Origin of the sequence: Streptomyces sp. NPDC005878 (genome assembly GCF_040629815.1) — a bacterium.
Classification (GTDB): domain Bacteria; phylum Actinomycetota; class Actinomycetes; order Streptomycetales; family Streptomycetaceae; genus Streptomyces.
Map to the genome: position 1 here is coordinate 353,965 of NZ_JBEXWK010000004.1, position 26,670 is coordinate 380,634.

Consider the following 26,670-nt stretch of genomic DNA (forward strand, 5'->3'; position numbering starts at 1 on the left):
CGGACGAGGAGCCGTCACACCGGTGACGAGGCGGTGGCGGACGCCGGCCCCGCGCCAGGAGCCGCGCCGTCCCGGCCGGGCAGGCAGTAGACGTGGAAGGCCCCGCCGATCACGGGCTGCGCCACGTTGCGCACCCTCACTCCCCCGCTGGTGCGGCCGTGTTCCGTACCGGAGTGGGCGTGTCCGTGGACGGCGAGGTCGGCGCCCGCCGTGTCGATGGCCTCGGCGAGAAGATAGCTGCCGAGGAAGGGATAGATCTCCGGGGGTTCACCGACCAGGGTGTCCGCGACGGGGGAGAAGTGCGTGAGCGCGATGCGGACCTCGCACTCGCGCTTTCCCAGCTCCTCCAGCGCGATGCGCAGGGTCTCGGCACGGTGGCGTGAGTAGCGTACGAACTCCTTCATGATGGGCTCGCCGAACTCCCCGGCGCACCGGCCCACGAACCCGCCGCCGAACCCCTTGGTGCCGGCGACGCCGATGAGGGTGTCGCCGTTGCCGACGACCGTCGCCTCGCCCTCCAGGACGTGCGCTCCGGCGTCTCTGAGGATCTCCGTGACGAGGTCGGGCTGATCGTCGTGGTGGTCGTGGTTGCCCAGCACCGCGACGACCGGGACGGCCAGGTCCTTGATCTCCCGGGCCACGACCCGCGCCTCCTCCGCCGTCCCGTGCCGGGTCAGGTCGCCGGCGAGCAGCAGCACGTCGGCGCAGTCCGGCAGCGTCTCGAAGGCGGGGCGGAGCGAGCCCTCGTTGTCGGGGCTCATATGGATGTCACCGACGGCCGCGATCCGGATCATGGGAGGTCCTCCGCGTGGATGGGCGGCCCCGTCTCCGCGACCACGATGTCGCAGTGCACGGGCAGGTCCGCCAGTTCTTCTCGGGCGATACGGAGAATGTCGTCGCGGCTCTGGACGGACGGCACGGTCCCCGTCAGCAGGACCGCCCCGCCCCGGGCCTCGGCCCGCACCCCCAGCTCGCCGCACGGTCCTGCGGCCAGCCGCTCGGAGAAGTGGGCCACGCGGTATTCCAGGCTCTCCGGCTGATGGGTCATGACGGCTCCCGCTGGGCGGAGGGGTGCTCGGGCTCGATGACGTGCAGCCGCTCCAGGAGGAACAGGAAGGCGGCGGGCATCGGTTCGTCCGCGCAGCGGCGCCGCACGTCGCCCCAGTCCACCTTCTCGCGCAGCGCGCGGGCCACCGGCAGCACGGCCCCGAAGTCGCAGTGGTGTTCCGAGAAGGCGCTGTTCAGGCTGACCAGTACGTCGGTCGCGGACAGCACCGGCATGTGCACGGAGTCGACGGACAGTTCCTCGGCGCGCGCCAACAGGTCCACGGTGACCGGGCGATGGGCCAGTTCGAAGATGATGTCGACGTCCTGACCGAAGCAACTGGTCTTCAGCAGCCAGTCCTCGGGCGGCAGTCGCACGGCCAGTCCCGCCGCGCGCAGGGTCGCCGCCACGGCGTCGGCCTCTTCGGGCAGGACGCAGAAGTCGGCGTCGTGCTGGAGCCTGCCGCTGCCGCCGTGGGCGTAGACCGCGACGCTCCCGGCCAGCGCGAACCTGTGCCCGGCCCGCTTCAGGATGGCGCCCACCTGTTTCGCGGCCTCCAGGATCGCCTGGCTGCGGTCCCGGGGCAGTTCCTGCTCATCGGACCCCGGTGCGGGGTGCGGGGCCGGCTCCTGTGCGGCGGGGGGCGGGTCGAGTGCGGGCGCGGCGGTGTCACGGGCTCGTGGCGGGTCCTGTCCGTTCGTCCTCATGGCCACTTCCTTCGCACTGCGGCGGACGCCGGGTGTCCATGTCCTTCCCCGGCCGGGTGTGTCCCCGGCGGGTGTACCGAACCGCGAATTCTGCCTCCCCGGTACCCGTCCTCGTCCCCCTGACACCCAGCGCGCAGGGGCTTGGGGGGCGGGCGTGCGGGGTGGTCCGCGCCACCGCGCGCAACGATGCGGAAACCGGCTCGGCCACCATGTACGCCCCGTACACACGCGGGCGGGCGGCAGTCGTCGCGTCGTTGCCGCGGCTGCCCGCCCGCCTGTCGCCGTGCCGGCTACTTCTTGGCGCCGGGCATCTGCTGGCCGGCCTTGCGGGCCCGGTCCTCGATGTCGGCGCGGGCCTCGCCCGCCTTGCCCTTGGCCTGGTCCATCCTGCCCTCGGCCTTCATGGAGTCGTTGCCGGTCACCTTGCCGGCGGCCTCCTTGGCCTTGCCCTTGACCTGACCCATCTTGCCCTTGCCAGCCATCATGAACTCCCTACGTGACGATGGAACTACTGACAGCAACAAGCTAGGCGCAATCCCACCGGCGCGCGCGTCGGCGAGGGCTGCGGGGCGTACGGGTGGGCCGCCCCGCCACGCACGGTGAAGTGCCGGGACCCCGGGGCCTGTCAGTCCTCGGCCACGACCCGTACGGTCTCCAGTTCCGTGTCCGCCGCGTCGGGCAGGTTCATCCCGGCCTCGACCCCGCTGCGCAGATACCGCACCACCGGCTCCGTCAGCTCCTCACCCGGCAGAACGACCGGGATGCCCGGCGGGTACGGCGTGATCATCTCGGCCGCGACGCGACCGGCCGCCTCCTTCCAGGACACGTCCTGCGTCGCGCTGAAGTACGCGTCACGCGGCAGACACGCCTGGGCCATCCGCAGGTTCTCGGGGTCGGGGACGTCGACCCCGGGTGTCGGCCGCAGGGCGTCGGCGTGCCCGGCGAGGTCCCGCAGCGCGGTGAGCAGGCGCCGCGCGGTGGCGGCGTCGTCCGCGTGGGTGATCTGCGCGCTGACCCGCCGGTGGTCGAAGAGGTGCAGGTCGAGGTGGTGCCGGGCGCGCACCCAGTCGGCGGCGCGGTAGCCGGTGATGCCGAGGTCCTGGAGGTCGATGACGACGGGCAGCGGATCGAACTCGGCCGCGAGACGCGGGCCGCAGAAGTCGTGCCTGTCGTTGACGTGCAGTCCGTCGATCGCCTCGATGCTCGCGCGCACCTCGGCGGCGAGGTCCAGCGCCCGGCTCATGAGGTCGTGGCCGTGCAGCACCATCTGGCGGCGCCAGCCGTCGATGCCCGCGTACAGCAGCGTCGAGGGGCTGGTGGTGCCGAGGAGGTCGGCCCGTGAGGCGAGGGCGGCGGGGTCGACGAGGGTGCCCTGGAGGTGGAAGACGGAGCCCTGTTCGAGCCCGCTGCCCATCTTGTGGATGCTGGTGACACAGACGTCGGCCCCGGCGTCCATGGCCCAGGACGGCAGGTCCGGGTGGAAGGGCAGATGCGCTCCCCACGCCTCGTCCACGATCAACGGGCGCGACCGCCGATGGCACACCTCGGCGATCTCCCCGAGGGCGGCTGCCGAGCCGTACGGGGTGGGACTGGTCACCAGCGCGCCCCGGGCGTCGGGGTGCTCGACGAACGCCCGCTCGAAGGCGTCGGCGGCGGGCGGGTGCGCGAGGTGGCGTTCGGGGTCCCACTGCGGTTCGATCCACACCGGCTCGATGCCGGAGAGGATCAGCCCCGCGATCACCGACTTGTGCGCGTCCCGGCCCACCAGGAGCTTCTGGCCGTGGGCGGCGACGGTGAGCATGGCCGCCTTGACCGAGAGCGAGCTGCCGCAGGTGGAGAAGAAGGTGTGCTCCGCGTGAACCGCGTCCGCCATCAGCTCCTCGGCCCGCCGCAGGACCCGGCCCCTGGTACGCCGGTCGTCCAGGCCGCCGCTGGCCAGCACGTCACCGTAGAAGACCGCGTCCCCCAGTACCGCCCGTACGGCGGGATCCGCGCCCCGGGCCTGTTTGTGGCCCGGCGGGGTGAAGGCGAGCTCGTCCGCCTCGTGGTACCGGGCGAGCGCCTCCAGTACCGGCGCCTCATGATGATCGAGATGCATGAGGAGCCGGGTGCCCCCCATGGGGCCGCCGGTAACCCCATTCACCACCAGTCCGGCCCGAACAGGACAGAACGGGCCGGTGCGGCCCGGGCACCGGATCCGTGTGACCGGCCCCGGGGCGGGCACCCGAGCAGAGCAGGGAGACCGGCGCGATTCCGGAACCCACCGCACAGCCCATGTGAACGGAAGAGAGATCCATGAGCCACCAGACCCCCGCAGGCAAGCACGACTCCGTCGACGACAAGGACGACAAGGACACCGCCCTGGGCGAGGTCCTGCACGAGCTCGAAGACGCGGCGAAGAAGCCGGAGGAGCCGGCGCACGGCCGCCGCGACCCCCAGGACGGCGAGGCGGGGGACGCGCTGACCCCCAACACCGAAGCGCAGAAGCGCGCCGGGCGCTGAAGCGTGAGGCGATGCCGGGTCCGCGCCGACCAGCCGCCGCGCTCCGCGAGTTCGGCCCGCCGGCCTCCGGCGCGGCCCCGCCTCACCCCTGATCGCGGCCACGTCACCGACGGCCCCCCGCCGATTGCGGGGTGACCCGCAAGAGCCGATGGTGAACACGGAGTCATCCACGAACGCCAAGGAGTCGACATGCCTCGCGGATCAAGTCCCAAGCGGGAACGCCAGTACGAGCACATCAAGGAGAGCGCCGAGCAGCGCGGCGAGGGCGGCAAGCGCGCCAAGGAGATCGCCGCCAGGACCGTCAACAAGGAGCGCGCCCGCTCCGGCGAGTCCAAGACCGCCAGCAAGAGCTCCACCCAGGACATGTCGTCCTCCAAGCGCGGCGGCCAGCGCTCCCACAGCGGCTCGCAGGGACCGACGTACGACCAGCTCTACGCCGAGGCCCAGCGCCGCAACGTCCACGGCCGCTCCAGCATGGACAAGGCCCAGCTCAAGCGTGCACTCGGCCACTGAACGGCAACCGGCCCCGGGGTGGGACGCCCCGGCGTCCCACCCCGCCGCACACCCTGATGGGACGCCCCGTGGGTGAGCGCTCCCCCGAGGTGTCGACCGGGCGTCGGAGGGCACCCGGTGCGCATGAATGAGACGCGGGCAACCGGGGGATCGTATTGGATCGAGACCGCTCCCGGCGGCACTCCCCTCCCACCCCTGGGCCAGGACACCGAAGCCGATGTGGTGGTCATCGGAGCGGGCATCGCCGGTCTGAGCACGGCGCGTGAACTCGCCCGCGCCGGGCGCGGTGTGGTGGTCCTCGAAGCCGGCCGGATCGCCCAGGGCGTCACCGGCCACACGACGGCCAAACTCAGCGCCCTGCACAGCCTGTCGTACGCCCGGTTGCTGCGCACCCGTGACGCGGAGGCCGCCCAGCTGTACGCGCGGTCGCAGACCGACGCCTTGGAACACGCCGCCGCCGTCGTGAACGACCTCGGCATCGACTGCGACTGGGAACGCGTCCCGGCCTACACCTATCTGCGCGACACCAGCCGCACCGGCGAACTGCGGGCGGAGGCCGAGGCGGCCCGGGCGGCGGGACTGCCCGCCGAGTACGTCCAGGAGACCGGGCTGCCGTATCCCGTGGCCGGCGCCGTACGGCTGGCGGACCAGGTCCAGTTCCACCCGCGCAAATACCTTTTGGCGCTCGTCGACGACCTGCTCGCCCACGGCGGCAGGATCTACGAACACACCACCGTCGTCGGCCTCGACGAGGGCGAGCCCTGCCGCGTCACCACCGATACGGGAGTGACCGTCACGGCCCGCGACGTCGTCGTGGCCACCCACTACCCCATCTTCGACCGGGCCCTGCTCTTCACCCGCCTGTCCACGCACCGCGAACTCGTCGTGGCCGCGCCCATCGCCGCCGACCGGGACCCGGGAGGCATGTACATCACCCCCGAGCTGAACACCCGCTCGGTGCGGACCGCGCCCTACGAGGACGGACAGCGGCTGCTGATCGTCACCGGCGAGAGCTTCACGCCCGGCGCGGCCGACACGCCCGCACGGTTCGAGCAGCTCGCCGAGTGGGCGCGCCAGCACTTCCCCGGCATCACCATCACCCACCGCTGGGCCGCCCAGGACACCGACCCCACCGACCAGGTGCCCATGGTCGGCCGCCTCCATCCACGGGCCTCGCACGCGTATGTGGCCACCGGGTTCGGCGGCTGGGGTATGAGCGGCGGCATCATGGCGAGCCGCCTCCTCACCTCGCAGATCACCGGCGACCCGCTGCCGTGGAGCGGTCTGTACGACCCGACGCGCGTACTCAGCGCCGTACGCCAGGCTCCCGCGTTCCTCCAGCACCAGGCGAAGGTCGCCCGCCACTTCGTGGGCGACCGGCTGCGCCCGCCGCAGGTCCAGGACGTCTCCGACATCGAACCGGGCAACGGGGCCGTGGTCCGCGTGAACGGCGAGCGGTGCGCGGTGTACCGCGACGACCAAGGTGAGGCACACGCCGTGTCGGCGCGCTGCACACACATGGGTTGTCTGGTCGCCTTCAACGGTGCGGAACGCACCTGGGAGTGCCCGTGCCACGGCTCCCGCTTCGACACCGACGGCAAGGTCATCCAGGGCCCCGCGACGCGTCCGCTGGGGCAGCGGAAGGTGTGACGGCACCGGCCCTTGACCGGTCGACAGCGGAAAGCCCCCCTCGGCAGTGCCGTGGGGGGCCTTCCGCTCTCCGAACAGAACCGCTGGACCCGCTGGGTCAGCGCAGCAGGGCCGGCCGGTCCCAGTGGCGGTGTGCGGCGACGGCCTCGGTGAACTTTTCGGCGAACTCCTCGCCGCCGGAGGAAGGCCGGGCCGTGGGATCGGTGACCACACCGTGGTCGGCGGCGACGCCCTGGCCCTTGTCGATGGAGATGCCCAGGCGGTCCAGGAGGGCGACCGCCGAGCCGAGGGCGCCGATCGGCTTGCCGTGGCGGTAGGCGTCCCGGACGAAGCGGACGGCGGCCTCCTCGGTGAGCAACGGGGAGTCGCCGGGCGGGCCGTCCGGCAGCAGGACCGCGTCGTAGAGCACCGAGGCGACGGTCGGCAGGGCCCGGTCGACGACATAGCCACTGCCGTCCAGGCCGGTGATCTTCCCGTCGTGCGGGGCGATGGCCTCCACGATCGCGCCCCGCGACGTCAGTGCCTCACGGATCGGCGCGAGGTGTTCCGTCTCCAGCCCGTCCGCCACCAGCAGTGCGATCCGGCGGGTGCTGAGGGAACCCGGGCCGCGCAGCGACTCCAGACTGAGCGCGGGGGAACTCCCCTTGTACCGGTCCGTGCCCTGGCTGGGGGCGGGGACACCGATGCCCTCGGCCACCTCCCGGGCCAGCGTCCCGTCCACCGAGGCCAGCACCTCGACGGTGCGGGCACGGACGCTCATCGCCTCGACCTTGCCCAGCTCGAAGCGGAAGGCCTCGACGATGTGCTGCTTCTCCCAATCGCTCATGCTGTTCCAGAACAGCGCGGCCTGGCTGTAGTGGTCCTGGAAACTGGCGCTGCGGCGGCGGATCTTCTCCCCGTCCACGCGTTCGGCGTGGTGCCGGTAGGCGTCCGCGTTGCCCCCCGCGACCGCGGGGCAGCCCCCGCCGAGCGAGTTGGGGGTGTAGCTGGTGGCGCCGGAGTGGACCACGCCCTGGTGCGGGCCGTCGCGATGGTTGGTGCGTACGGGCGCGAGCGGCTGGTTCACCGGCAGCTGGGAGAAGTTGGGGCCGCCCAGGCGCAGCAGCTGGGTGTCCAGGTAGGAGAAGTTCCGGGCCTGGAGCAGCGGGTCGTTGGTGAAGTCGATACCGGGCACCACGTTGGCCGTGTGGAAGGCGACCTGCTCGGTCTCGGCGAAGAAGTTCTCCGGGTTGCGGTCGAGGACCATCCGGCCGATGGGGCGGACGGGCACCAGCTCCTCGGGAATCAGCTTCGTGGCGTCCAGCAGATCGAAGTCGAAGGCGAACTCGTCCTCCTCCGGCACGAGTTGGACGCCCAGCTCCCACTCGGGGAAGGCGCCCGCCTCGATCGCCTGCCACAGGTCGCGGCGGTTGAAGTCCGGGTCGCGGCCCTGGCACTCCTGGGCCTCGTCCCACACCAGCGAGTGGACGCCGAGCTTCGGCTTCCAGTGGAGCTTGGCGAAGGTGCCCTTCCCGTTCGCGTCGACGAAGCGGAAGGTGTGCACCCCGAAGCCCTGCATCATCCGGTAGCTGCGCGGGATGGCCCGGTCCGACATCAGCCACATGATGGCGTGCAGCGTCTCCGGCTGGAGCGACACGAAGTCCCACAGGGTGTCGTGGGCGGAGGCGCCGGTGGGTATCTCGTTGTGCGGTTCGGGCTTCAGCGCGTGCACGAAGTCGGGGAACTTGATGCCGTCCTGGATGAAGAAGACCGGAACGTTGTTGCCCACCAGGTCGTAATTGCCCTGCGAGGTATAGAACTTCGTGGCGAATCCGCGGATGTCCCGTACGGTGTCGGCCGATCCGCGCGGCCCCTGCACGGTCGAGAACCGGACGAACACCGGTGTCTTGACGTCGGGGTCCTGGAGGAACGCGGCCTGGGTGAAGTCCGCGCAGGACTCGTACGGCTGGAAGTACCCGTAGGCACCCGCGCCGCGCGCGTGCACCACGCGCTCCGGAATGCGCTCGTGGTCGAAGTGGGTGAGCTTCTCGCGGAAGTGGAAGTCCTCCAGCAGGGTGGGTCCGCGTTCACCCACCCGCAGGGAGTCGTCGGTGTGGTCCACGACGACTCCCTGGTCGGTGGTGAGCGGGCCCGATGCCGGGTCGTGCGCCCGGAAGGCGTCACGCTGCATCCGCTTGGGGTCGGTCACCGAACGGTCCTCCCGGCCTTGTCGAACTCCGCTGTCAGTGCCTTGCAGAAGGCGGGCAGGTCGTCGGGCTTGCGGCTGGTGATCAGGACGTTCGACCCGTGGTCGCAGATCTTCACCTCTTCGTCGACCCACTCACCGCCGGCGTTGCGGATGTCCGTACGCAGACTCGGCCAGGACGTCAGGACCCGTCCGCGCACCACATCGGCCTCCACCAGCGTCCAGGGCGCGTGGCAGATCGCCGCGACCGGCTTGCCCAGGTCGAAGAACGCCTTGGCGAACGCCACGGCCTTCTCGTCGAGCCGCAGGAAGTCGGGGTTGGCGACGCCGCCGGGAAGGACGAGGCCGTCAAACCGTGCCGCGTCCGCCTCACCGACGACCTCGTCGACCGGGAACGTATCCCCCTTGTCGAGGTGGTTGAACGCCTGGATCTCCCCCTTCTCGGTGGAGACCAGCACGGGTTCACCACCCGCGGCGCGCACCGCCTGCCACGGCTCGGTCAGCTCTTTCTGTTCCACGCCCTCGGGCGCGACGAGGAATGCGATCCGCATGTGTACTCGGTCCTTTCGTGTGCGTGTGCCTGTCCGTGCCCCGGACCGTCAACCGGTCGACAGCGCTTCCAGGAGGTCCCCGACCTCCGGCGACGGCAGCGAGCGGGCCACGTCGGCCAAGGCGACCATGCCGACCAGGGTGTGGCCGTCGATGACGGGCAGCCGCCGGACCTGGTGGGTCCTCATCGTCCGGAAGATCTCGTCCACGTCGTCGTCGGCGCCGATGGTGACGGCCTCGCCCTGGGCGAGGTCACCGGCCGTCGTCGCGGCCGGGTCCTTGCCGGCGCCCAGCACCTTGACGACGATGTCACGGTCCGTGATGACGCCCTTCAGACGGTTGTCGCTGCCGCAGATGGGCAGCGCGCCCACGCCGAGCTCGGTGAGCTTGACGGCCGCTTCCAGGACGGACTCCGTCGCCGAGGCGCACTGGGCGCCGGGCGTCATGATGTCGCGTGCGGTGGTCATGTGCCTGCTCCTCACTTCCGTGTGCGGCGCGTCGGTCTGTCGGCCGCCGGGTGCCCCGGACCGCCCACCGGATAACGCGCCGAACGGGCCAGGTCGTCGATCGGCGGAAAAGAGCCCGCTCCGGCGCGGCCGGACGGCCGCCCGTCGCACGCGGCGACGACCCTGCCGCGCCGGTCAGCGATCGCGATCGCCGGTCGGCGATTCCTGCTGGGTGCCCGCCGTGCGCGTACCGGAGTTCCCGTAGCCGTGCAGTCCGTGCGGCTTCAGCCGCTCGCCGTCCTGCGGTACGGCGTCCGGCTCGCGCTGCTCGACGATCTCGCCCACCGGCCCGGACTCGGGGAGCCGGGGCTGCTCCTCCGGACGCGGCACCCGGGCCCGCCGCTTGCGCTGCCCACGCCACACCAGGGCGATGAGCAGCGCCACGAGGAGCACACCGACGACGAAGGGAGCCACGCCGACCGCCAGGTCCCGTGACGCGGCCAGTTCTGTGTTGCGCAAAGTCATGACTGGCGGATACCCGGCAGCCGTGCCCGAAACGGTGGTGGGTGAATTCGCCGCCGCTGAGTCCCCGATGCGCTCCTCCGCACCTCGCACAGCGCGCCGAGTGAATACGGTTCACACAGCGCCGGGCGGGTACCCGCAGGCCATGCTCACGTTTGGGGTCGAAGAAGAGTATCTCCTGGTGCATCCCACCACCGGGCTGCCGGTCGCGCGCTCCGAAGGCGTACGGGCAGCCGCCGGACTGGGGCCCGCCGTCGACGAGGACGAGGTCCAGCCCGAGCTGCTCCAGGCCCAGGTGGAGGTCGCCACGCCGGTCTGCCAGGCGCTGGAGGAGCTCGGCGGCCATCTGCTGCGGCTGCGGCACGCGCTCGGGTCCGCCGCCGAGGGCCTCGACTGCCGGCTCGCCGCGGTCGGGGCGGCCCCCGCCGTGGGAGCGACTCCCGTGCCCGTCACCGAGCGCCCGCGCTACCGGGCCATGCACCTCAACGCGGGACAACTGGTCGACGAACAGCTGATCAACGGCATGCACGTGCATGTGGGGGTTCCGGACCGCGAGGTGGGTGTCGCGGTCCTCAACCGCATCCGCGTCTGGCTGCCCACCCTGCTCGCCCTGTCGGTCAACTCCCCGCTGTGGGACGGCCACGAGACCGGATTCGCCAGCTGGCGCACCCTCGTCTTCAGCCGCTGGCCGGTCAGCGGGCCGCCGCCGCGCTTCGCGGACCTCGACGACTACGAGAGCCGCGCACAGGCGCTGAAGGCGGCCGGGGCCGTCATGGACCGGGGCCAGCTGTACTGGCACGCCCGCCTCAGCGAGAACTACCCGACCGTGGAAGTGCGGTGCCTGGACGTGCAGTTGCGGGCGGACGACGCGGTGCTGCTCGCCGCCATCGTACGAGCCCTGGTGGCCACGGCGATCCGTGAGCAGAAGGAGGGGGTGCCGGTTCCGGAGTGCCCGGGCGAGCTGTTGCAGGCGGCCACGTGGCGCGCCGCCCGGGACGGCCTGACCGGCAAGCTGGTCACGCCCGACGGGCAGTTGCGCAGGTGCGGTGATGTCCTGTGCATGCTCATGAAGCACATCGGCCCGGCGCTGGAGGCGCTGGGCGACACCCGTGAGGTGGACGCCCTGCTCCACCGGCTGCTGCGCGAGGGAACCGGGGCGGACCGGCAGCAGAGGGCCTTCGCCGAGGGCGGGATGCCCGCGGTACGGGAGCTGATCACCAGCCAGAGCCTGCTGGCCTGAGGCCATGGTCCGGCGGCGGGGGGGGGTTCGCGGTGAAAGAACGGGCAACCGATGCGGAAGCCGGGTCGGAAGCCGATCGGACGCCGCCGGAAACCGAGCCGGACACCGAGTCGAAAGCCGATCATCGACCGACTCGAAAGCCGATCATCGGCTGCGAAGATGGAGCTGCACATCCACTTCCGGGTCGCCCGAGGCCGTACCGTCGTCGCTCACCGCGAAGGCCTGCGCGAAGGTGTCACGCAGCCGGCCGACGGCCCCGGGCCCGCCCTGCATGTTCACGGTGACGCTCTCCCCCAGCGTCACCGGTTCCACCTCGCCGGAGCGGTGGGAGGTGTCGACCATCGCGGTCCACACCGTCGGATGCGCGGAGATGTCACGCGTCGAAGGGGCGGTGACTCCCCGCTCGGAGGCGTACCACCGGTGCAGGCTCGCGAGGACCGCTTCGGCGTCGTCGGCCGAGCAGCCGCCCAGCACGACGTGCACGTGCTGCGCCGACGGCGCCTCGGTACCGAGGGTGGGTTCCATGATCTGTCCCTCCGTCCCTCCTGATCGGTCACCAGGGTCGACGTCCCGCAGGTACCCGTAGGGCAACGGTGAAACCGGCGCGGTGTCACTCTCTTCGCGCCGTCTCGCGTCCCGGCCGAGTGATCGCGTGGGAGCGGGGTACCCGCTGTCCGCAGAAGACCCCGATACCCACCAGAGACGCAGGAGGCAGTGCATGTCGCAGGTAGAGCAGTCCGTCGAGGTGGCCGTCCCGGTTCGCACCGCGTATGACCAGTGGACCCAGTTCGAGTCCTTCCCCCAGTTCATGGACGGCGTCGAGCGCATCGAGCAGCGCACCTCCACCCTCACCCACTGGGTGACGAGCGTGGACGGCGTGAAGCGGGAGTTCGACGCCGAGATCACCGAGCAGATCCCGGACGAGCGCGTGGCCTGGACCACCGTCGGCGGCGATGTCCGCCAGGCGGGTGTGGTGACGTTCCACCGCATCGACGACAACACCACCAAGGTGATGCTTCAGATGGAGTACGACCCCGAGGGCCTGGCCGAGACGGTCGGCGACAAGCTCGGTTTCGTGAAGCGCCAGGTGACCGGTGACCTGAAGCGGTTCAAGGAGTTCATCGAGTCCCGCGGCGCCGAGACCGGCGCGTGGCGCGGACAGGTCTGAGACAGCCCCGGGATCCGCTCCCGGGACACGTGCCCGACCCCCTGCTGTGCCGGATCCGGACAGCAGGGGGTCGGGCACGTTGCGGTGGCACCACCGCCGGACATGCTTTTCGCGCGGTGAGGGCAGACCCGTACGGTGGCGCGATGACGACTCGCATGATCATTCTCAACGGCGGTTCCAGCGCGGGGAAGACCGGGATCGTACGGTGCCTCCAGGCCGTACTCCCCGATCCGTGGCTGGCGTTCGGCTGCGACTCGTTCGTCGACGCCCTGCCCGCGAGGACGCAGAGCTCGGACGAAGGGATCACGATCGGCGCGGACGGCGGGGTGAGTGTCGGGGCGGACTTCCTGGCGCTGGAGGCGGCCTGGCGCGAGGGCGTCGCGACCATGGTCCGCGCGAGCGCCCGAGTGATCATCGACGACGTGTTCCTCGGCGGCGCCGACTCCCAGCAGCGGTGGCGGAAGGCCCTCGGCGGACTGCCGGCGCTGTGGGTGGGCGTCAGGTGCGACGCCGCCGTGGCCACGGGCCGCGAGCTGGCCCGCGGAGACCGCGTACGGGGGATGGCCGCGGCACAGGCGACGGCGGTGCACGAAGGCGTCACGTACGACCTGGAGGTGGACACCACACACACCGAGTCCCTGGTGTGTGCGCGAACGATCGCCACCCACGTGGCCTGATCGCGGACAGAACCGACCTCCAGCCCTGCCCGGCCGCGCCACTCGGCTAGTCGGCACGCCCCGTAGCGGCGACGGTCACCCCCAGCCCGATCATCGCGAGCCCGCCCGCACCGCCCACCATCGACAGCCGTCGCTCCGACCGCGCGAACCAGGAACGCGCCGCCGACGCGCCCAGGCCCCACAGGGTGTCCGTGATCATGCCGATGGCGACCGGAACCAGTCCCAGCACCATCATCTGTACGGGAACCCGGCCCGCCGAGTGATCCACGAACTGCGGCAGTACGGCCGCGAAGAAGACCACACCCTTGGGGTTGGTGACGCCCACGAAAATACCGTCCAGGACGGTACGCAGATCGCCGCGCCGCTCCTGCGCGGGCGCCGCCATGTCCGCCGCCCGCATCTCCTTGCGGTGCCGGAGGGCCTGTACGCCGAGGTAGACGAGGTACACGGCCCCCGCCAGCTTCACCCCCACGAAGACCGTGGTCGAACGCTCCACCAGCGCGCCCAGTCCCCAGGCGACCGCGATGACCAGGAGATACGAGCCGAGCAGGTTGCCGAGGACGGTCGCGAGCGCGACCCTGCGGCCGTGTGCGAGGGCTCGGCCGATCACGAACATCACGCTCGGCCCCGGAATCACGATCACCAGCAACGACATGGCCGCGAACGCGAGCACGCTCTCCATGGACACCATGTATCCGTCCCTCCTGTGCTGTCCCCCGCAGGCCATCCAAGCAGGGAGCCGCTCCTTCGCTCCAGACGCGTCCACGCACCGATTCCGTCACGGCCCGACCACTTCACCCGCCCAGGTGCGCCAGGAGTCCTTCGGCGGTGGGGTAGGGCCGCTCCGGGGGCAGGAGGTGGCGGGCGGTTTCCAGAGCTCCGTCCCGTACGTGGCTGTGGATCGTCCGGGCCAGCGGGGTCACGTCCTTGATGGACACGATCCACTCGTCGGCGTAGAGGTGTGCCGCCTCGCCGGAGAGGCCGAGCTGGAGCGAGCGGTGGGCCAGGGGCTGGAGGCGCAGGTCGCGTTCGGGGTCCCACTGCACCCGTGCCGGAGCCTGCTTCAGCCGGCGCTTCCACTCGGCGTGGTCGGCGTGCAGGTCCTGCACGTAGTGGGAGAGGCAGGCGTGTGCCAGGGCCCACGCGAAGCCCTGCCGGGTGATCTCCACGGCCAGGACGGTCTCCTGGCCTTCCTTGGTGCCCCATCCGCAGCGGTACATCATCCATAGGAACGAAGGCTTGATCCAGGTCATCCGGTCCCGTTGCCACGCCTCCGGGAACCGGCCCTCCCGGGCCGCGGGCAGGCCGATCCCGGGGGCGTACGCCTGGTAGACGGTGATGGTGGAGTCCGTGTACTGGGCCCGGATCTGGTGCTTCGGTTCGTCCATGATCAGTAGAGTGGAGACACCGCTTCCCGTACGCCATCGAATTTCGATGCGGCCCAGGGCGATGGGAGACGGGGCGGCGTCAGGTGACGCTCACCGTCTGCTCCCCCTCCCCCTGCCGCTCCACCGTCCCCTTCCGCCGCGGCAGCAGCAGCGGAGTGGCCAGCAGCAGGACCCCCGCCGCCGCGATCGCCGTGCGGGGGCTGGTGGTCGCCGCCAGCAGGCCCCACGCGGCGGTCAGCGCCGCGATCGCCGCGCTGCTGCTGATCGACCACGCGGCCAGCGTGCGGGCCAGCTTGTCGGGGTCGGTGTGTTCGAGGCGGTAGGTGGCCAGCAGCGGGTTGAACAGGCCGCAGCACGTCACCAGGCCCAGCTGGACGGTGATGATCAGGACGATTCCGGGCGCGCCGGGGCCGACGAAGGCCAGCCCGACGGGCCAGCACGCGCGCAGCACCCCGGCCGTGAGCATCACCCTGTGCTGCCCGTAGCGGGCCGCGAGGGGGCGGGCGAGGCGGGAGCCGATCAGGCCGCCGATGCACGGGGACGCGAACACGAGCCCGTACTGCCAGGGCGCGTAGCCGAGACGGTCCAGCAGGAGGACGGCCATCAGCGGCTCGGTGACCATGATCAGGCCGTTGACCGCGAGGGTGTTGAGGAACAGCGGGCGCAGGGTGGGGTGGCTCAGGATGTGGCGCCACCCTTCGAGGAGGTCGCCCGCGCGCAGCCGTGGTGCGGCGGCCCGTGGCGGGGGCGGTTCGGTCCCGCCGATGGCGCGGATGCCCAGGGCCGAGAGCAGGTAGCTGACCGCGTCCGCGATCACGGTCGTCACCGGGCCGAGCAGTCCGATCGCGGCGCCGCCGAGCGGGGGGCCGACCGTGGTCGCGGTCCACGTCGTGGACTCGAAGCGGCTGTTCGCGACGAGCAGGTCCTCCGGTGGTACGAGCGACTTGAGGTACGCGCCGGAGGCCGCTCTGAAGGCGATGTCGGCGGCGGCGGTCACAACGGAGACGACCAGGAGCTGGACGAAGGTGAGCCGGCCGAGCGCGAACGCCAGGGGGACGCTCATCAGGACCGCGAACCGGATCAGGTCCATCGCCACCATCACCGGCCGCTTGCGGCGGAACTCCATCCACGGCCCCAGCGGAACCGCGACCAGGGCGCCCACCGCCCGCCCGGCCGCGGCCAGCGCCGCCACCTGGAGCGGCCCGCAGTGCAGCACGACGACCGCGATCAGGGGGAACGCGCCGAAGCCGAGCCCCGAGCCGTACGCGCTGACCGCGAACGCCGCCCACAACCATCCGAAGCGCCGCCCCAGCGCCCGTCCACCCCGCATGCCGCGCCACGCCCCTCGCCCGATCCGTACAACCCCGCGCCGACCTCCGGCATCAAAGCGAGGAGCGGACGTCGAAAGCAAACAACCGTACAGCCCCGGCCGCACAACCGATGGTTGTCCCCCTACGATCGCGGGCGTGGACCTCGACGCTGTGCGCACCTTCGTGACGGTTGCCGACAGAGGGCGCTTCCAGGACGCCGCCGCGGCGCTGTCGGTCACCCAGCAGGCCGTCTCGAAACGGATCGCCACGCTGGAGAAGAGCCTCGGTGTCCGCTTGTTCACGCGCGGCGCGCGGGGCGCCACGCTCACCATCGACGGGCAGGCCTTCCTGCCCCACGCCCGCGACCTCCTGCGGGCCGAGGAGCGGGCTCTGGCCTCCGTCCGGCCCGGCAGCCGTGCGCTGCGCGTCGACGTGATCGGGCGGCGGCTCGCCCCGGCCTCCCTGCTGCGTGACTTCCGCCGGGTGCATCCCGGGGCCGAGCTCGACGTCGTGACGCTCTTCGACGTGGACGCGGCCGTGGACGCCGTCCGCTCCGGCACGATCGACGCGTCCTTCCGCGCCGTCACCATGCCCGGCCGCCGCCTCCCCGAGGACATCGAGGCCGCGCGGGTCTTCGACGAGCCGATCCACCTGCTCACCGGCCCGGCCCACGCACTCGCCTCCGCGCGCGCGGTCACCCCGGCCGAACTCACCGGGCACCGGATCTGGATGCCCGGCCTCGTTCCCGGCACCGAGTGGGGCGCCTACTACGACGCCCTGGCCGCCGCGTTCGCCCTCACCATCGAGATCACCGGGCCGGACTTCGGTACCGAGCCCCTGCTGGACACCATCGCCGACTCCCGGTCCCTGGCGACCTTCGTCGGCGAGCGGACCCATCTGGTGTGGCCCGCGGACCACGGTCTGCGCCGCATCGCCCTACGGGATCCGGTCCCGGTGTACCCCCACTCACTGAACTGGCACCGGGACAACACGCACCCCACCCTCGCCGCGCTCCGCGCCGACCTCCGCACCCGGCGGGCCGGCCACTCCCCCACCGGTACGTGGGCGCCCGGCTGGGCCCAGCACGGGACAGACGGATGACGTGACGGACGAAATGACGGTACGGATGGCATGACGGTGCCGGGCGCCCGGCCCGCTCTGCTGGATCAGCCGGTTGTTCCCGTGCCCCTCCCCGTCCCCGCGCCGTTGCCCGTATCCGCCTTCGGGAGGGCGTCGAGCCGGGCGGCCAGGTCGGGGTGGGGCCCTGCCAGGTAGGGCCGGGTGGCGGTCAGGGGATGGATGAGGTCGGCCGGGTCCTCCTGGCCGAGGGCCGCGTCGAGTCGGCGGAGCGGTATCCGGGCCGCGGCCGGGAGGTCGGTGAGCGCGGTGATCTGCCCGGCGAGACGCCGCAGGTCGGCGGCGTTGTGGCGGGCCCAGGCGGCGACCGTGCGCTCGGCGGCGCGCTGTTCGCGGGTGGCCTGGACGCGCTGCTCACCGGTGCTTCCGGCGAGGCCGGGCCGGTTGCGCAGATAGCGGCGCTCGGCGGCCTGGCGGCTGGCGACGCCGAGGGGGTGGGCGAGGTCGGCCCAGCTGGCGCCGGCCTCGCGGGCGGTCTCGATCAGGCCGGTCTCCCAGCCGGCGAGCTGCTCACGGACCTGACGCAGCAACAGCAGGGACGCCAGCGCCTGTTCTGGGCCGTCGCCGCCGATGGCGGACGTGCCGCCGGGCCCCTCGTCCCGGGCCGCGCGCAGCGCGTTGTCGATGGTCTCCAGGGCCGCCGCGGCGGCGAGGAACGAGGCCGGACTCCGGGCCTCGTCACTCGGAGAGGACGGCTGCTGTGCGCCTGCCATGGGGGCCTCCTTCCCTGCTGTCGTCCTGTCGACGACACCGTGTTTGTCATCCATTGGATGACATGGTACAACGTTTTGCGTGAGGCGCATTGGCAGGTACTGCCCGAACCTTCTGGAGGTGTTTCACGATGTTGATGCGCACCGACCCCTTCCGTGAGCTCGACCGGCTGGCCCAGCAGCTGATCACCCCGGGCAACTGGTCCCGGCCGTCCGCGATGGCGATGGACGCCTACCGCGAGGGCGACGAGTACGTGGTGGCCTTCGATCTCCCTGGCGTCAACGCGGAGGCGATCGACATCGACGTCGAGCGGAACATGCTGACCGTCAAGGCCGAGCGCCGCCCCGTCGCCAAGGCCGACGGCGTGCAGACGGAGCTGTCGGAGCGGCCGATGGGCGCCTTCTCCCGTCAGCTCGTCCTCGCCGACACGCTCGACACCGAACGCATCAAGGCGGACTACGAAGCCGGCGTGCTGACCCTGCGCATCCCGATCGCCGAGCGCGCCAAACCCCGGAAGATCACCGTCGGCGGGGAGTCGTCCCGCAAGGAGATCCGCGCCTGAGCCGGTCCGGCCAGGCCGTACCAGGCTCGACCGGGGCCAGACCGGATGAGGCCGGGCCGGACCAGGCCAAGCCAAACCAGGCCGGACCAGGCCAGGCCAGGCCGGACGATACGGAGGGCGGACCGCCCCCGACCCCCGGTCCGCCCCCCTTCCCCCCCGCCCGGCGCGCCGCCCCGGCCCGCCGGGCCCCCTCCCCCGGTCCCTCGCCCCCTCCCCCCTCACGTCCTCGGCGACAGAAAGGCAATGACCGCAGTGATCTCCGACCTGCAGACAGCACCTCGGCCCGCACGGGCGATGACCTACGAGCAGCTGCTGGAGAAGGTCCGCTACGAAGGCGCGTATCCGACCCGGGAGCGGGCCGAGCAAGCCGTACGGCTGGTCGTGTCGGGGCTGGGACGCCAACTGACCGGTGAGGAACGCGTCGAGCTGGCCGCCCGGCTGCCCCACGAGGCCGCGTGCATCCTCACCGAGCAGGTGCCCGACGTGCAGCCGCTCAGCGGCTGGGCGCTGGTCAAGGACCTGGCAGGCCGCGCGGGCGCGCCCCTCGCCACCACCCGCTGGGACACCGGCTCGGTCCTGTCCGCGATCGCCTCCCTGGCCGGCCCCGAACTCCTCACCCGCATCCTGAACCAACTCCCGGCCGGGTACGCGCTCCTGTTCGGCCGCGCCGAGCTGACCCAGGCCGCATAGACCGGGCGGGGCGCCGCCCTCCTCCGCATGGCCCGCGCCCCCTCCGCACCCTCACCTCGCATATTCCCCTGACCGTCGAGATCCGGCCGGAGCCGCACCACCCCCACCCCGCGGCTCCGGCCGTTGCGCTGCTGCCACGCTCCCGCGCCCCACGGCCGTGCGTGCCCCGCCTGTGCATGCCCCGGCCTGTGCGGGCCCCGGCCTGTGCGGGCCCCAGCCGACTCGCACCCCCGGCCCGCCCCGCCCGTACCGGTGTCCGCCGAATGGGTCACCCGCCTCGCCCCCAACGCGCGCCCTGCTTAGGCTCCTGGTGCGGTCCGGCCCGTTCGGGGGCCGGTACGCGGCCGGGCCGGACGCAGACGTTTTCGCACCGGGGAGCGGGGCAGGCGCGAGTCGTGCTTCGGACCGGAGGCACGCCCGCTGGACGCGTGTGTTCCGGGGTCGTCAACTCCGGACGCGCCCTGGCCACATGGGGTTCGGCGGCGTCACCCACACCCCCGACGTGCAGGAGCCCGAGCCATGCCCCACAGCCTCGCTCGCAAGCGGAACCACGACGACGCCCCTGACACCCATGACGCCTTCGCCCGGCTCAACTCCCTCGACGGGGGACCGGAACACGACGCGCTGCGCGAGGACCTGGTGGCGCAGTGGATGCCGATGGCCCAGCGCCTGGCGGCAAAGTACCGCAACCGGGGCGCCGAGTTGGAGGACCTGTACCAGGTCGCGGCCATGGGGCTGGTGAAGGCCATCGACCGGTACGAGGTGGCGCGCGGCGCGTTCGAGGCGTACGCGATCCCAACCATCAACGGCGAACTCAAGCGTCACTTCCGCGACTCCCTGTGGGCCGTCCACGTCCCCCGCCGCGTGCAGGAGGCGCGCAACAAGGTCCGCGCGGCCCGCCGGCAGCTCCAGGCCGCGCACCCCGGTGAGCCCACCATCGCCGAGCTGGCCGCGCACTGCGGCCTCGACGAGGACGACGTCCGGGACGGGCTGGAAGCCCTGGACTCCTTCAAGAGCCTCTCCCTGGAGGCCGAGTCAGGACCCGGGAGCGGCGCCGGTGAAGGGCTGTCGCTGGCCGACACCCTGGGGACGACCGAGCCCGGCTTCGACACCGTCCTCGACCGGGAGGCGGTCAAGCCCGCGTTGCGCGCACTGCCCGAGCGGGAGTCGCAGATCCTCTACATGCGGTTCTTCAGCGACATGACCCAGAGCCAGATAGCCGCTGAGCTCGGTATCTCCCAGATGCACGTCTCCCGGCTCCTCAACCGCACCTGCACCCGCGTCCGCCGCGAGGCGCTCGCGGAACACGCCGCCTGATACCCGCGGCGGCTTTTGCCGCGCCCTGCCGCAGGGGCACCCATACGCGTATCCATACCCGTACCCGATTCACCCGGAGAGACCAGTAGACATGCCCAAGGGTCCTGTTGCCTCGAAGAATGAGGGGGCACCGGCGTCGCGCCGCGCCCCGGCAGAGAGGCCTCTCCCCATGCCAGGACCTACCCGTCGTCCGCCCGGACCAGGCCGGGGCCGTGCGCGGACCGACCAGATGCTCCGTACGCTGCTCCGGCGTCGCAAGCGCTCGTTGAGCACCGCCGACGTGATGGTCGCCGACCGGCCCCAGGTGCGCCGCGCGGTGACGGCGGCGGCCCTCGGCAACACCATGGAGTGGTTCGACTTCGGCGTCTACGCCTATCTGGCCGGCACCATGGGCAAGGTCTTCTTCCCGGCGAGCTCACCGGGCGTCCAGGTCGTCTCGACCTTCGCCACCTTCGCCGCCGCCTTCCTGGTCCGCCCGCTCGGCGGCCTGGTGTTCGGCCCGCTCGGCGACCGCATCGGCCGCCAGAAGGTGCTCGCCGCGACGATGATCATGATGGCGGCGAGCACCTTCGCCGTCGGCTTCCTCCCCACCTACGCGGCGGTCGGTGTCGCCGCTCCCCTGCTGCTCCTCCTCTGCCGGCTCGTCCAGGGCTTCTCGACGGGCGGCGAGTACGCGGGAGCCACCACCTACATCGCGGAGTACGCGCCCGACCGGCGCCGGGGCTTCCTCGGCAGCTGGCTCGACTTCGGCACCTTCGTCGGTTACGCCCTGGGTTCCGGCCTGGTCACGGTCCTCACCGCAGTGCTCGGCACCGATGGGCTGGAGGACTGGGGGTGGCGGATCCCCTTCTTCGTCGCCGGACCGCTCGGCCTCATCGGCCTGTACATGCGGATGAAGCTGGAGGAGACCCCGGCCTTCAAGAAGGAGGCCGCCTACGCCGCCGCGGAGAGCGCGAACCCCACCGCCGAGGAGGCTTCTCCGACGGCGAAGGGAACCCTCAAGGAGATCTTCACCCGGCACTGGCACGCGGTGCTCATCTGCATGGGTCTCGTCCTGCTGTACAACGTCACCAACTACATGGTGACCTCCTACCTCCCCACGTACATGACCGTCGCCCTGGGCCAGGACGACACCACGGCGCAGTTGCTGGTGCTGTGCACCATGCTGCTGGTGGTCCTCACCATCACGACCGTGGGCCACACCTCGGACCGCTGGGGCCGCAGGCCGGTGTTCCTCGCGGGCAGTGTCGCCCTCATCGTGCTGGCCGTACCGGCGTTCCTGCTCATCCGGGAGGGCGGCATCCTGTTTCCGGCCCTGGGCTGCGCGATCCTGGGCCTGCTGCTCGTCTGCTTCGCGGGCACGGCCGCCTCCACCCTGCCGGCCCTGTTCCCCACCCGGCTGCGGTACGGAGCCCTGTCCATCGCCTTCAACATCTCGGTGTCGCTCTTCGGCGGCACGACGCCGCTGTTCGCCTCCGCGCTGGTGGAAGTGACGGGCAACGACCTGGTACCGGCGTACTACCTGATGGTGGCCGGGGTCATCGGCCTCGTCTCCACGCTGTTCCTGCACGAGACGGCGGGCAAGCCACTGCGCGGCTCCGGCCCGATGGTCGAGACCCCCGACGAGGCACACCGCGTCATCGCCCACAGCCGCACGGCGGCGGGCCGCCAGGCCCGCGACATCTGGATCCGCCTCCGCCACCCCTGGGCCCGGCCACCGGGGAACCGCCGCGACTGACTCGGGGCGCGCGGGCGACCTGTCCTGCCGAATCCCGGGTTGGGCGACGCCGATCGCGTGAAGAACCGGCTGGACCGTGGTCCACGCGGTACCTAGGGTTTCCGCATGAGGGACGAGCGTGAGCAGGACGTGCGGGCGGCCGTGGACGGGGAGCTGCGGCTCCTCGACCCGGAGGTGCGGGCCTGCGAGGAGCGGGTGCTGGAGCTTCTCGATCCGGAGTTCACCGAGATCGGGGCATCCGGACGCCGCTGGGACAGGAGTTCGATCCTGGCGGCGACGGGCGACGGCACGGTGTCCGACGATGCGCCGGTCCACGTAGCGGAGATGTCCGGCGTCGTCCTCGCCCCGGGCGTGGTCCATCTGACGTACGCCACCGAGCACGCGGGCAGCCGGGCCCGGCGGAGTTCGCTGTGGCGCCTGACGGAGTCAGGGTGGCGCCTGTACTTCCACCAAGGCACGCCGGTCGGCTGAGCCCCGGGCGGGACGGCTCCGAGGAAACATTCACCCCGTCTCGCGCAGGGCGTCGATCGCCCCCTTGGACAGCTCCACCCGTACCAGCGCGGCCGCCAGCTTGGGCAGGTCCTCCGCGGTGACGAGCTCCGCAAGCCCCTCGGGCGTCCCGGGCAGACCCAGCTCGCCGGCGGCGTGCCGCGCCCGGTCGTCGAACGCGGGGCGCAGCTCGGGCCACACGCCCTGGGCCTCGCGGCAGAAGATGTCGGCCCCGACCGGCCCGATCCGGGGGACCTCGCGCAGCAGCTCGCGCACCCGGCCGGGATCGCCGTCGGCCTTCTCGCGCAGCCGTCGCAGGTCTCCGCCGTACCGGTCCATCAGGAGCTCGGCTCCGGCGCCGAGGGCGGTGGCCGTGCTCTCGTCGTAGCGGCGGTAGTGCGCGCGGCCGAGCGCGTCCACGCGGTCCTGCCAGGAGGCCGCGAGCATCGCCTGGGGCGTACGCATCCCGGCCCCGAACAGCTCACGGGCCGCGGCGACCGCGATGTCGGCCTTGATACGGACGGAGAACAGCACGCACAGAGTCAGCAGCTGGTACAGCGGGGACGGCGTGTCCCGCAGGTGGATGCCCGCTTCTTCCGCGTGGGTCCTTCCGTACTCCCGCAACAGGCGCTCGGCCGTGACGCGCGGTGCCATGGTGCTCCTTCCGCCGCAGTGGGGACCACGGGGCCAGGTCAGGTCGGGTCTGATCCGGGCGGGGTACGAGGCCCTCGCGGTGGGGGGCGGGCGCTCCCAGGATTCTCCGGTTCTTCGTCGGTCAGCCGCCCGAGTACCCCTCTCCCCCAACCATCACACGCGTGACAGGCAGCAGCTCGGGGAAGCGGGCGCCAAGCCGTCCCCGGACGCCCCCGGGCGCCCGCCGGGTCCCCGCCGAACGGTCCATCCGGCTCGCCGCCCCGCGCTTCGCTCCGCCTGTCGCCGGTACCAGGGGGCAGGCTGGACAGCGTCAGCGCGTGCCCCAGGCCCTGTGTACGGAAGGACCCGCCCCATGCAGACCGTCACCTTGAACAACGGTGTCGAGATGCCGATCCTCGGCTTCGGCGTCTACCAGATCCCGGCCGAGGAGACCGAACAGGCCGTCACCGACGCCCTCGCCGCCGGTTACCGTTCGCTCGACACCGCCGCCGCCTACTGCAACGAGCAGGCCGTGGGGCGGGCCATCAGGAGCAGTGGCATCCCGCGCGAGGACCTGTTCGTCACCACCAAGCTGTGGGTCTCCGACGCCGGTGAGGACAGGGCCAGGCGCGCCTTCGAGACCTCGCTGCGCAAGCTCGGCCTGGACCACCTCGATCTGTATCTGATCCACCAGCCCTACGGCGACGTCTACGGCTCCTGGCGGGCCATGGAGAGCCTGCACCACGAGGGGCTCGTCCGGGCCATCGGCGTGTCCAACTTCTACCCCGACCGGCTCGTGGACCTCATCGACCACAACGAGATCACACCGGCGGTCAACCAGGTCGAGACCCACCCCTTCCACCAGCGCACCGCCGATCAGGAGCTGATGCGCCGGCGCCGGGTCCAGATCGAGTCGTGGGGACCGTTCGCCGAAGGCCGCAACAACCTGTTCACCCACCCCGTACTCGTCGGGATCGCCACCGCGCACGGCAAGTCCGTGGCCCAGGTCGTCCTGCGCTGGCTCATCCAGCGGGAGGTCGTGGTCATCCCCAAGTCGGTCCGCGCCGAGCGCATGGCGGAGAACTTCGACGTCTTCGACTTCCAGCTCACGGCCGACCAGATGGCCGCGATCGCCGCCCTGGACACCGGGGCCTCGCTCTTCTTCGACCACCGCGACCCGGTGATGGTCGGCCGCCTCGGCAACAGCACCCTCGACGACTGACCGGCGGGCCGCACCACACAGGGACGGCGGAGCCTGTTCTCCGTTCCCGCGGCCGATGGTGTACGAAGTCATGCGTGAACGAACAGTCCCAGTCCCTGCCCGCGACCGTCCGCGTCTTCATAGCGCTCGCCCCGCCCGACGACGCCAAGGAGGAGCTGGCGCGCGAACTGGCGCCCGCCTACGCCGCGTACCCCCGTCTGCGGTGGAACCGTATCGAGGACTGGCACATCACCCTGGCGTTCCTCGGCGAGCTCCCAGTGGCGACCGTCCCGCTCCTCCAGCCGCCGCTCGCCGCTCTGGCGGCGGCGAGCCGGCCCCTGGGACTCGCGCTGCGCGGCGGCGGGCACTTCGACGAGCGGGTGCTGTGGAGCGGGATCGAGGGGGACCTCGAAGGGCTGCGCCTGCTTACCAAGGAGGTCCGCGACGTGATCAGGGCGTGCGGTGTGGCCTTCGAGGACCGGCCCCCGCGCCCCCATCTGACACTGGCCCGCGCACGCCGTGACGACACCTCCAGCGTGGTGGAGCTGGCCGCCTCGCTCGCCGGCTTCACGGGCCGGACCTGGGAGGCGGAACGCCTGCACCTGGTCGCCAGCAACGTCGGCCGCGGCCCGGGGCCGATCCACTACCGGGACATCGCGGCGTGGCGGTTCGGCGCGGGTCCGTCCTGACGTCCCGGCCCGCCGCCGCCGCCCACGGGCGGGGGCCGGTGTGCCGGTGTACCTGTGTGCCTGTAGGAGCGGGCGGCGATTCCCGGTGGGGGTCTCAGCCCGCGAGGCGGGCCATCCACTCCTCGACCTCGTCCGCCGACCGCGGCAGCCCCGCCGAGAGGTTCTCGTGGCCGTCGGCCGTGACGAGGAGGTCGTCCTCGATGCGGACGCCGATACCGCGCCACTCCTCCGGGACGGTCAGGTCGTCCGGCTGGAAGTACAGGCCCGGCTCGACGGTGAGCACCATGCCCGGCTCCAGGACGCCGTCGACGTACTCCTCGTTCCGGGCCTGCGCGCAGTCGTGGACGTCAAGACCGAGCATGTGGCCGGTCCCGGCCATGGTGAAGCGGCGCTGGAGGCCGAGTGCGTAGGCGCGCTCCGCCGGGCCCTCGATGAAGCCCCACTCGACGAGCCGGGCCGCCAGGTGGCGCTGGGACGCCTCGTGGAAGTCGCGGTACGCGGCGCCGGGCTTGACGGCCGCCATCCCGGCCTCCTGTGCCTCGTACACCGCGTCGTACACCTTGCGCTGAAGCGGCGTGAAGGTGCCGCTGATGGGGAGCGTGCGGGTGACGTCGGCGGTGTAGAGGGTGTGCGTCTCCACCCCGGCGTCGAGCAGGAGAAGCTCCCCGGGGCGGACGGGACCGTCGTTGTCGGTCCAGTGCATGATCGTGGCGTGCTCACCGGCGGCGCAGATCGTGCCGTAGCCGACGGAGTTGCCCTCCAGGCGCGCGCGGCGGAAGAACGTGCCCTCGATCCACCGCTCGGACGACGCGATCGCCCGGGAGAGCTCACCGATGGCATCGGTGAAGCCGCGCATGGTGGAGTCGACGGCCTTGCGCAGCTCGCCCACCTCCCAGTCGTCCTTGACCAGGCGCAGATCGCTGAGCGCCTCCTCCAGCTCGTCGTCGCGCTCCTCGTCGGTGGCGACGGCCGCTTCCAGGGCCGGGTCGATCCCGCGCACGATCCGGGTCGGCGCGCTTGAGGCGGCGAGGTCGTCGGCTGCCGTGCGCACGTCACGGCACGGCAGTCCGAGGACGACCTCGGACTCGGCCAGCGAGCGGCGCCTGCCCATCCACAGCTCCGCGGTGGAGCCGGTCCAGAACTCGTTGTCGTCCCTGCTGTCCCGGGGAAGCTGGAAGCAGTAGGCGTCGTGGCCGCCGTCCGCCCGGGGTTCCAGGACGAGCGCGCCGTCGCGGGCCTGGTCGCCGGTCATGTGGACGTAACCGGAGTACGGGCGGAACGGGTAACTGTCGTCGTTGGAGCGGGCCTTGAGGTTCCCCGAGGGGATCACCAGGCGCTCGCCCGGGAAGCGCGCGGAGAGCGCGGCGCGGCGGGCGGCCGCGTAGGGGACCTGCTCGTCGGGCCGCAGGTCGCGTCGCTCGGTGTCCGCCCACCCCGTCCGCATCAGCGCGGACAGTTCCTCGGAGATCCCTGAGTAGAGACCGTTCTTCCGGCCTTTCGCCACGGCGTACACCTTCCTCTGGAGGGAGCTTGGGGTGCGTTCTGCGCGGACGGTACTCCGCGCCGCGCGGGCCGGGCGCCGAGGAGTGCCACTGGCACGG

At 71.8% G+C, this 26,670-nt stretch carries 30 protein-coding genes; 14 read left to right on the forward strand and 16 right to left on the reverse strand.

Annotated elements, in window-relative coordinates; translation table 11 throughout:
- Positions 1-14 precede the first annotated feature (14 nt).
- The 5 genes from ABZ404_RS10165 to ABZ404_RS10185 all read right to left on the reverse strand — a co-directional run bounded on the left by ABZ404_RS10165 (position 15) and on the right by ABZ404_RS10185 (position 3,850).
- On the reverse strand, positions 15-794 hold the full coding sequence (locus ABZ404_RS10165; protein ID WP_358830917.1) for a metallophosphoesterase: 780 nt from the start codon (positions 792-794) through the stop codon (positions 15-17).
- Complete coding sequence (locus ABZ404_RS10170; RefSeq protein WP_358830918.1) at positions 791-1,048, reverse strand: BON domain-containing protein; 258 nt, start codon at positions 1,046-1,048, stop codon at positions 791-793. The genes ABZ404_RS10165 and ABZ404_RS10170 overlap by 4 nt, the downstream gene beginning before the upstream one ends.
- Positions 1,045-1,752: a hypothetical protein gene (locus tag ABZ404_RS10175; RefSeq protein ID WP_358830919.1), complete on the reverse strand. Its 708-nt coding sequence runs from the start codon at positions 1,750-1,752 to the stop codon at positions 1,045-1,047. The genes ABZ404_RS10170 and ABZ404_RS10175 overlap by 4 nt, the downstream gene beginning before the upstream one ends.
- Before the next feature lie 290 nt (positions 1,753-2,042).
- A complete protein-coding gene (locus tag ABZ404_RS10180) occupies positions 2,043-2,237 on the reverse strand; it encodes a CsbD family protein (RefSeq protein ID WP_358830920.1) in 195 nt (64 codons plus the stop codon).
- Between the two features lie 140 nt (positions 2,238-2,377).
- Positions 2,378-3,850: an aminotransferase class I/II-fold pyridoxal phosphate-dependent enzyme gene (locus tag ABZ404_RS10185; protein ID WP_358830921.1), complete on the reverse strand. Its 1,473-nt coding sequence runs from the start codon at positions 3,848-3,850 to the stop codon at positions 2,378-2,380.
- A 197-nt stretch (positions 3,851-4,047) separates the two neighbouring features.
- Here ABZ404_RS10185 and ABZ404_RS10190 point away from each other — a divergent pair, with 197 nt between their 5' ends.
- The 3 genes from ABZ404_RS10190 to ABZ404_RS10200 all read left to right on the forward strand — a co-directional run bounded on the left by ABZ404_RS10190 (position 4,048) and on the right by ABZ404_RS10200 (position 6,417).
- Positions 4,048-4,254, forward strand: a complete 207-nt coding sequence (locus ABZ404_RS10190) for a hypothetical protein (RefSeq protein ID WP_358830922.1) — start codon at positions 4,048-4,050, stop codon at positions 4,252-4,254.
- A 189-nt stretch (positions 4,255-4,443) separates the two neighbouring features.
- Positions 4,444-4,767 (forward strand): plasmid stabilization protein, encoded by a 324-nt coding sequence (locus ABZ404_RS10195; RefSeq protein ID WP_358830923.1) that lies wholly within the window; start codon positions 4,444-4,446, stop codon positions 4,765-4,767.
- Between the two features lie 123 nt (positions 4,768-4,890).
- Positions 4,891-6,417 (forward strand): FAD-dependent oxidoreductase, encoded by a 1,527-nt coding sequence (locus ABZ404_RS10200; RefSeq protein ID WP_358830924.1) that lies wholly within the window; start codon positions 4,891-4,893, stop codon positions 6,415-6,417.
- A 97-nt stretch (positions 6,418-6,514) separates the two neighbouring features.
- On the opposite strand, the gene ABZ404_RS10205 is transcribed toward ABZ404_RS10200, so the two are convergent.
- The 4 genes from ABZ404_RS10205 to ABZ404_RS10220 all read right to left on the reverse strand — a co-directional run bounded on the left by ABZ404_RS10205 (position 6,515) and on the right by ABZ404_RS10220 (position 10,122).
- Positions 6,515-8,587: a catalase gene (locus ABZ404_RS10205; RefSeq protein WP_358830941.1), complete on the reverse strand. Its 2,073-nt coding sequence runs from the start codon at positions 8,585-8,587 to the stop codon at positions 6,515-6,517.
- Positions 8,588-8,601: 14 nt separating this feature from the next.
- Positions 8,602-9,153 carry a type 1 glutamine amidotransferase domain-containing protein gene (locus ABZ404_RS10210; RefSeq protein ID WP_358830925.1) on the reverse strand — a complete coding sequence of 184 codons (552 nt, stop codon included), beginning with the start codon at positions 9,151-9,153 and terminating at the stop codon, positions 8,602-8,604.
- Positions 9,154-9,201: 48 nt separating this feature from the next.
- Positions 9,202-9,618: a CBS domain-containing protein gene (locus tag ABZ404_RS10215; protein ID WP_358830926.1), complete on the reverse strand. Its 417-nt coding sequence runs from the start codon at positions 9,616-9,618 to the stop codon at positions 9,202-9,204.
- 174 nt (positions 9,619-9,792) lie between these two features.
- Positions 9,793-10,122, reverse strand: a complete 330-nt coding sequence (locus ABZ404_RS10220; RefSeq protein ID WP_358830927.1) for a DUF6479 family protein — start codon at positions 10,120-10,122, stop codon at positions 9,793-9,795.
- A gap of 142 nt (positions 10,123-10,264) precedes the next feature.
- Between ABZ404_RS10220 and ABZ404_RS10225 the strand changes: the two genes are divergently transcribed.
- Entirely contained in the window at positions 10,265-11,359 is a 1,095-nt protein-coding gene (locus tag ABZ404_RS10225; protein ID WP_358830928.1) for a glutamate--cysteine ligase, read from the forward strand.
- 144 nt (positions 11,360-11,503) lie between these two features.
- Here the strand turns inward: ABZ404_RS10225 and ABZ404_RS10230 are convergent, their stop codons facing one another.
- The gene (locus ABZ404_RS10230) at positions 11,504-11,884 is read right to left on the reverse strand and encodes a hypothetical protein (protein WP_358830929.1); all 381 of its coding nucleotides are present in this window, start codon (positions 11,882-11,884) and stop codon (positions 11,504-11,506) included.
- A 193-nt stretch (positions 11,885-12,077) separates the two neighbouring features.
- On the opposite strand from ABZ404_RS10230, the gene ABZ404_RS10235 reads away from it, so the two are divergent.
- Together ABZ404_RS10235 and cpt are read left to right on the forward strand one after the other, a co-directional pair.
- Positions 12,078-12,527 (forward strand): SRPBCC family protein, encoded by a 450-nt coding sequence (locus ABZ404_RS10235; RefSeq protein WP_358830930.1) that lies wholly within the window; start codon positions 12,078-12,080, stop codon positions 12,525-12,527.
- 143 nt (positions 12,528-12,670) lie between these two features.
- The gene (cpt, locus tag ABZ404_RS10240) at positions 12,671-13,204 is read left to right on the forward strand and encodes a chloramphenicol phosphotransferase CPT (RefSeq protein ID WP_358830931.1); all 534 of its coding nucleotides are present in this window, start codon (positions 12,671-12,673) and stop codon (positions 13,202-13,204) included.
- A 46-nt stretch (positions 13,205-13,250) separates the two neighbouring features.
- Here cpt and ABZ404_RS10245 read toward each other — a convergent pair whose 3' ends face one another.
- From ABZ404_RS10245 to ABZ404_RS10255, 3 genes are all read right to left on the reverse strand, one after another.
- Complete coding sequence (locus ABZ404_RS10245) at positions 13,251-13,895, reverse strand: LysE family translocator (protein ID WP_358830932.1); 645 nt, start codon at positions 13,893-13,895, stop codon at positions 13,251-13,253.
- A 103-nt stretch (positions 13,896-13,998) separates the two neighbouring features.
- Complete coding sequence (locus ABZ404_RS10250; protein WP_358830933.1) at positions 13,999-14,592, reverse strand: DUF4291 domain-containing protein; 594 nt, start codon at positions 14,590-14,592, stop codon at positions 13,999-14,001.
- Between the two features lie 79 nt (positions 14,593-14,671).
- Positions 14,672-15,922, reverse strand: a complete 1,251-nt coding sequence (locus ABZ404_RS10255; RefSeq protein WP_358830934.1) for an MFS transporter — start codon at positions 15,920-15,922, stop codon at positions 14,672-14,674.
- A gap of 136 nt (positions 15,923-16,058) precedes the next feature.
- On the opposite strand from ABZ404_RS10255, the gene ABZ404_RS10260 reads away from it, so the two are divergent.
- Positions 16,059-17,003, forward strand: a complete 945-nt coding sequence (locus ABZ404_RS10260; protein WP_358830935.1) for a LysR family transcriptional regulator — start codon at positions 16,059-16,061, stop codon at positions 17,001-17,003.
- Positions 17,004-17,068: 65 nt separating this feature from the next.
- Here the strand turns inward: ABZ404_RS10260 and ABZ404_RS10265 are convergent, their stop codons facing one another.
- The gene (locus tag ABZ404_RS10265) at positions 17,069-17,752 is read right to left on the reverse strand and encodes a type III effector protein (RefSeq protein WP_358830936.1); all 684 of its coding nucleotides are present in this window, start codon (positions 17,750-17,752) and stop codon (positions 17,069-17,071) included.
- A 128-nt stretch (positions 17,753-17,880) separates the two neighbouring features.
- Between ABZ404_RS10265 and ABZ404_RS10270 the strand changes: the two genes are divergently transcribed.
- The 5 genes from ABZ404_RS10270 (at position 17,881) to ABZ404_RS10290 (ending at position 22,528) form a co-directional block, all read left to right on the forward strand.
- Complete coding sequence (locus ABZ404_RS10270; RefSeq protein WP_358830937.1) at positions 17,881-18,312, forward strand: Hsp20/alpha crystallin family protein; 432 nt, start codon at positions 17,881-17,883, stop codon at positions 18,310-18,312.
- Positions 18,313-18,555: 243 nt separating this feature from the next.
- Positions 18,556-19,002: a DUF2267 domain-containing protein gene (locus ABZ404_RS10275; protein WP_358836446.1), complete on the forward strand. Its 447-nt coding sequence runs from the start codon at positions 18,556-18,558 to the stop codon at positions 19,000-19,002.
- A 519-nt stretch (positions 19,003-19,521) separates the two neighbouring features.
- The gene (locus tag ABZ404_RS10280) at positions 19,522-20,319 is read left to right on the forward strand and encodes a SigB/SigF/SigG family RNA polymerase sigma factor (RefSeq protein WP_358836447.1); all 798 of its coding nucleotides are present in this window, start codon (positions 19,522-19,524) and stop codon (positions 20,317-20,319) included.
- Positions 20,320-20,548: 229 nt separating this feature from the next.
- Positions 20,549-22,057, forward strand: a complete 1,509-nt coding sequence (gene proP / locus ABZ404_RS10285) for a glycine betaine/L-proline transporter ProP (RefSeq protein ID WP_358836448.1) — start codon at positions 20,549-20,551, stop codon at positions 22,055-22,057.
- 105 nt (positions 22,058-22,162) lie between these two features.
- A complete protein-coding gene (locus ABZ404_RS10290) occupies positions 22,163-22,528 on the forward strand; it encodes a DUF4440 domain-containing protein (RefSeq protein ID WP_358836449.1) in 366 nt (121 codons plus the stop codon).
- A gap of 30 nt (positions 22,529-22,558) precedes the next feature.
- Here ABZ404_RS10290 and ABZ404_RS10295 read toward each other — a convergent pair whose 3' ends face one another.
- Positions 22,559-23,200 (reverse strand): endonuclease, encoded by a 642-nt coding sequence (locus tag ABZ404_RS10295; protein ID WP_358836450.1) that lies wholly within the window; start codon positions 23,198-23,200, stop codon positions 22,559-22,561.
- A 352-nt stretch (positions 23,201-23,552) separates the two neighbouring features.
- On the opposite strand from ABZ404_RS10295, the gene ABZ404_RS10300 reads away from it, so the two are divergent.
- Positions 23,553-24,401, forward strand: coding sequence for an aldo/keto reductase (locus ABZ404_RS10300; protein WP_358836451.1), 849 nt, complete (start codon positions 23,553-23,555; stop codon positions 24,399-24,401).
- A 74-nt stretch (positions 24,402-24,475) separates the two neighbouring features.
- Positions 24,476-25,069, forward strand: a complete 594-nt coding sequence (thpR, locus tag ABZ404_RS10305) for an RNA 2',3'-cyclic phosphodiesterase (protein ID WP_358836452.1) — start codon at positions 24,476-24,478, stop codon at positions 25,067-25,069.
- Positions 25,070-25,163: 94 nt separating this feature from the next.
- Here the strand turns inward: thpR and ABZ404_RS10310 are convergent, their stop codons facing one another.
- The gene (locus ABZ404_RS10310; RefSeq protein WP_358836455.1) at positions 25,164-26,513 is read right to left on the reverse strand and encodes an aminopeptidase P family protein; all 1,350 of its coding nucleotides are present in this window, start codon (positions 26,511-26,513) and stop codon (positions 25,164-25,166) included.
- Positions 26,514-26,670 lie beyond the last annotated feature (157 nt).